Source organism: Mesorhizobium waitakense, from assembly GCF_056431085.1.
In genome coordinates this window covers 1-5,030 of the sequence record NZ_JBWKME010000057.1, presented here as the reverse complement: position 1 = coordinate 5,030, position 5,030 = coordinate 1, and the positions used below count along the sequence as shown (strand labels likewise).

Here is a 5,030-nt window from a genome sequence, read left to right as displayed (position 1 = left end):
ACTGAATCACAACCCGCTGAAATCACTCACTTCTTTTTGGAGCAGATACTAACAGGCTCAGATCCTACGACGCAGCCAAGAGGGAAATCATGCCCGGTGTCGAGCATCGTTCGCACAAAGCTCTCAATAACCGGGCGGAGAACTCCCATATGGCTGTTCGACGACGAGAGCGAGGCATGATCCGGTTCAAGTCGGCGGGGCAATACCAGCGCTTCATCTCCATCCACGGCCCGATCGCCAACCTCTTCAACCTTCACCGCAAACATCTGACAGCTGCCGGTCATCGCGATATTCGTGCTGCCGCTCTGGCCGTCTGGAACGATATCGCCTTGTCGAGCGCCGCATGAACAGGGGCCGCAATCCTTTGCTGCGCCCTTCAACATTTTAAGGCGACGCTACCCGAGTTGCCCAAGAGCGGATCCTCAAACCATTGTAAGGTGAACACGATCCGTTCGATGCGCCCGATTTTGCGCAAGGCGGATGCCAGACTGTTCTGCTGCCGGTAGGCGGATAAATAGCTTCTTCAGGAAAGTGAAGATGTCGTGTTCAGCCGTGTCCGGTTGAAGACGCGTATGTCCGAAAGCCGACTTTGAGGCGCAGTCGGCGCGGCGATGCGATGCACTGGTTTTCCAGTCTTTCAGGCAAGGTCCGCACAAAAGTCTTTGTTGGCATGTCTATTGCGAGGAGGCGGTAGTGGATCCGCACGACCGCGCGCGGTCTCCCAGTCGCCGCAATAGTTCAAATGAAACCTCCTCGATTGATCTAAATCAATGCCATAGACGCTGCGCTGTTGAGCGCGTTCCCGCCAGAGCCTTTGCCGCATCAACTGGGAGGAATACGGATCGCTGATCGAAATGCACTGCTTGGCCCAAGCAGAAAACACCGATGTAGTAGCGCGAATGCACATCACGCATCACCTCCACACGAAAGCTTAAGGAGTCCTAAAGAATGCACGCGCCGAGCTATTCCGAGGCCTTGGAACTTGCGATCGATCGTTCGTACGACATCAATCTAGATATGCTGAGGTCGCAAAATTTGCATCTTGACACGCACAACGATTATCTCGTTGGTACATATCCTCCCCTCAAGGCAATGAGCAACCTGAGTAGCGAGCAATTGTTGGCTCAGATTGCCTCGTCGATCGACCTCTATTTCCACATTCCTTTCTGTAATCAGCATTGCACCTTTTGCCACTTCGCCAAGGAAATCAATCCATCCTCCGAGCGAGTGGAACGATATTTGTCGGCCTTAGATAAAGAGATGAGTTGGTCAGACGCGGCGCTCGCTGGCAAAGCTATTGAGACTGCTTTTTTTGGGGGTGGCACCCCCTCATTTTTGACCAACCATCAACTAAAAACGCTGTTTGGTATAATCAACAAGCGATTTGATTTATCGAAATCCGAAGTGAGTTTCGAATTGCATCCCTCACTTGTAAAGCATGATGATGCTGCGGATCGCGTGTCCACTTTACTTAGTGGCGGTGTAAATCGCCTCGTTCTTGGCGTTCAAACTCTGGATCGAAATATTTTGCGCATATTAAACCGTGGGCATGGTGTAGATGAGGTGGTCCGGACCGTAAAATTACTTAAAGATATGGGCGCTGAGAATCTATCCCTTGACTTGATGTATGGGTTGCCGGAGCAAACGCTCCGGAGCTGGTACGACTCACTTATCGGCCTGTTGGACATGGGAATAGAGAAGTTCAATATATTCCCATTGATGTTTAAATCGACGGATCCCATAGCTCGCCAATTGGCCAGAGGACGATATCAATTCGCGGGAGCTAAGGAGCGCATCGTAATGCATTTCATGGCGGAGCACATCCTCACCAGCCTTGGCTATCGACATGGACCGATTTTCTACTGGACTAAGAGGCCGCAGCCACACTCCGTTCAACAGCGTCGCAAATACGATTCCTGGAACGACAATAATCTTGTTCCGTTTGGGCTTGGCGGATTTGGCTACATGAGCCAGTGCCAGTTCTATAACGAAGCAGATTTAGATCGCTATCTATCTAGAGTTGAAGCGGGCGAAAAACCAGTGTGGAAAGGTGCTGTACTGTCGCACGACGATCTCATGCGCAGAACATTGATGTTTGCCTTGCGAAGCAGCGGGGTGTCGCTCTCCCGCTTCGAGGGACAATTTGGAGTGTCGATTGAAAAATACTTTGGCCGCGAGCTTGAACTTTTAAGCAAGGCGGGACTCGTCCGCATCTCAAACGACGGCGTGCTTTCATTAACTGCGGCCGGCATTATCAATTCGGGCGCAATATCGCTGCTGTTTTTCTCGGACAATGTGCTTGAGCGGGTCGCGTACAACGATAGCAGAATAACAGACAAACGAACTGACCTTCTCGAAAAACACGATTACTCGCCGGCGGCGAGATATGGGTCAAGTGCAGAAATGCAAGCTGTCTTTCGGTGAATCGGGGGGCGCTCGTCAATGGTCACCAAGTTGTCCTTTTCCATGCCGGAACAGCCGCTTTATCGGGCGCAGGGGATATTTTCTCATCAGAGCGATAGCATTGATCGCCGGGAGCGAAAACGCCCCTTTGGGCCTCTCAGCAATTTTGTCGCCGATCAGCTGCCGCACTGTATCGCGGAGATCAAAGCCAGTGCACGACCTGGTGAAGCGGTTAAGGCACTTGGGCGTAGCATTAACGCAATGATTGCGGAGACGGACTATGAGGCGCAGCTGCTGAATCTGCCCCAATCCGAGTTCGGGGTCGCTAAGACAGATATCCAGTATCTCGTTAATTGTGCTTATCAGATGTCTGCGTTTGCCGGCCTTCATTCCGTTGATGCCGAGTTGACAGTGGGAGAGGCACTGAGGCAACTTGCACGCGTAAGTCGGCAGCGGCAGCCTAGCATTGATGTCCTCTCCTATGAAGATATGATCCTTACGAATCCGTTGCAGAGCGATCCACGCGTATATTGCCTCGGGTCGGCCGGGGTCGAGGAGCGAGATTTTTGCCTTGGCCATCAACTCATTGAGAGTGAATTACAGTCGGCAATAGACGCTCTACTCGCTTTGCGTGATACGGTCGGGGTGGACGCGCGTCAATGTCTTGCGGTATGCGTGGAGCGCCTTGAGTCAGCAAATTATGTTCTGGCGCGTTTTTATGAACGTATGTCGCCCGATCTATTTGGCCAATTTCGTGTATTTTACGGAAAAAACCCTTACAAGGATAGGCTGGGCCCAAGCGGCCGTTTCTCTGCCCGCATCGTCGCGGTCTCGGTGCTACTGATCGGTGAAGAACTCTTCCATCAGAAACCGCAATTCTATATGGATGTGTATCGGTTGTCAGAATACTATCCACAGGGATGCATCCAGGAGGTATTTCGCTGGTTGTCGCCAGACAAGGGCGGCTCGGGGCTCCAGCCAAGCTGGCTAGAAGGGAAAGCGGACTTCCCTAAGTTCGCAACCATCTTGCCCGTCATCGAGCGCCACGGCAGTGAAACTAGAAAGCTGCTAGCGTCCTGTGTTTGTGCGCTGGATCAGTTTAGCCGGATGCACCGCAGTACGGCGTTAAAGTATACAATCGAACCTGGCCGCCCAATTGTCGGAGTCGAGACTTCGGAAAGTGTTGAAGCTGTCCTTTCACAGCGGCTGCTAATGGCGGCGCGTCAAAGCTAACGCGGTATTTGCCCCGGCAAAAACATGTCACGACGCCAGACGCGCTGACGTCCGACGTCCGAAAAAAGGTGATGGTCGATGTCTCAAGACGGAGTTATCTTTCGTCGGTTCGAGTCAGGGGATGCCGATGATGTATGGCATCTGCATAGAAGCGCCTCTGAGGCAGTTGGTGTGCGCGGTCCGGAAGGAACGTGGGAGGATGATTTGCGTAATGTCGGGGAAGTATACATCGCGTCAGGCGGAGACTTCGTAGTTGCGCATATCGGCCCCCAACTCGCTGCAATGGGTGGATTGAAACCCGTTGACAACGATGTCGCACAGCTGAAGCGTTTGCGGGTCGATCCCGCCTTTCAACGACGAGGGCTTGGAAGGAGAATACTTAGTGAATTGGAATCGCGAGCTGTTTCTCTGGGATTCAAGTGGATAAAGCTCGACACGACAAAGAGCCAAGTAGGAGCTCAAAGAGTTTATGAGACGGCTGGATATACGCGCTGCGCGGAAGGGATGTTGCACGGACATGCAGTGATCTTCTACGAGAAGCGGCTCGCCGGTCCGGATTGACCTATCTCATATGATCGATGAGGCTGTGAGCCGATGCTGACGTCGGTGCACGCCATAACGTCATGGTCACAACCCAAATTTCGCGTGGAGGTCAATCGTAAGAACGCGCCCGTTTCGTAAGACCTTATGTCCTTTCTGGTTGCCGGCTGTGAGGTGGTTCGCCCTACACTGGCAGTGTTGAAACGAGGGTTGCTCGTCGAGCCTATCCTCATGCCAGGAGGACGAACCATGGAAGAATATAGCCCCGCCGCGCTCGCCAGGTCGACCAACGCGCGCTTCTCTGTGCAGCTCCACAGCCTTCGTTGCCGCGCGCGCCCGGGCGTCGTTGCACGATCTTCGGCCGGCGCGGCGCCGCTGAGCTCGGCGACCAGATCGCCCTTTGCATGTTCCAATGTCATGGCGCGAAAGCTCCATGTTTATCGGCCTATTGCAAGGTGCCTTGGCGCATCGCTTACTGTCCTACGAGCGGCTGCAGGGCGCGTTCGCGGACCTTTTCGGTCTTGCCGTCAGCCAGGGCGGCCTGATGAACATGCTGCGTCGCGCCCAGGGCGCCTTCATGGCTGAGCGCGATAACGCGATCATGGCGTTGCGTCGGGCCAGGGTCGTCGCCTGCGACGAGACCGGGGGCGGATCGAGGGAAGCAATTCATACCACTGGGTGTTCCGCTGCGCGGAGGCGGTCGTCCATCGGTCCGCTCCGACACGCGGCACCATCGTGGTGCCGACCCTGATGGACGGGCATCGACCCGACGTGTGGTGTTCCGATCGCTATGCCGCACAACAGTAAGCGGTTAGCTGACGGCGTCTGGTTTGAAGTTCCAGGGCATGAGCATT

3 protein-coding genes and 3 pseudogenes are annotated in these 5,030 nt (G+C 54.0%); 5 read left to right on the top strand and 1 reads right to left on the bottom strand.

Annotated elements, in window-relative coordinates:
- Positions 1 to 47: 47 nt before the first annotated feature.
- Positions 48 to 347, top strand: a pseudogene (locus tag AC07FD_RS14095) (DDE-type integrase/transposase/recombinase); the annotation flags it as partial.
- A gap of 29 nt (positions 348 to 376) precedes the next feature.
- Here the strand turns inward: AC07FD_RS14095 and AC07FD_RS14090 are convergent.
- Positions 377 to 502, bottom strand: a pseudogene (locus AC07FD_RS14090) (hypothetical protein); the annotation flags it as partial.
- 446 nt (positions 503 to 948) lie between these two features.
- Between AC07FD_RS14090 and AC07FD_RS14085 the strand changes: the two are divergent.
- The 4 genes and pseudogenes from AC07FD_RS14085 to AC07FD_RS14070 form a co-directional block, all read left to right on the top strand.
- Positions 949 to 2,424 (top strand): coproporphyrinogen-III oxidase family protein, encoded by a 1,476-nt coding sequence (locus AC07FD_RS14085; RefSeq protein ID WP_378918893.1) that lies wholly within the window; start codon positions 949 to 951, stop codon positions 2,422 to 2,424.
- An 18-nt stretch (positions 2,425 to 2,442) separates the two neighbouring features.
- Positions 2,443 to 3,636, top strand: coding sequence for a hypothetical protein (locus tag AC07FD_RS14080; RefSeq protein ID WP_478350328.1), 1,194 nt, complete (start codon positions 2,443 to 2,445; stop codon positions 3,634 to 3,636).
- A gap of 78 nt (positions 3,637 to 3,714) precedes the next feature.
- Positions 3,715 to 4,197, top strand: coding sequence for a GNAT family N-acetyltransferase (locus tag AC07FD_RS14075; RefSeq protein WP_095090031.1), 483 nt, complete (start codon positions 3,715 to 3,717; stop codon positions 4,195 to 4,197).
- A 454-nt stretch (positions 4,198 to 4,651) separates the two neighbouring features.
- A pseudogene (locus AC07FD_RS14070) lies at positions 4,652 to 4,980 on the top strand (IS66 family transposase); the annotation flags it as partial.
- Between the last annotated feature and the right edge of the window lie 50 nt (positions 4,981 to 5,030).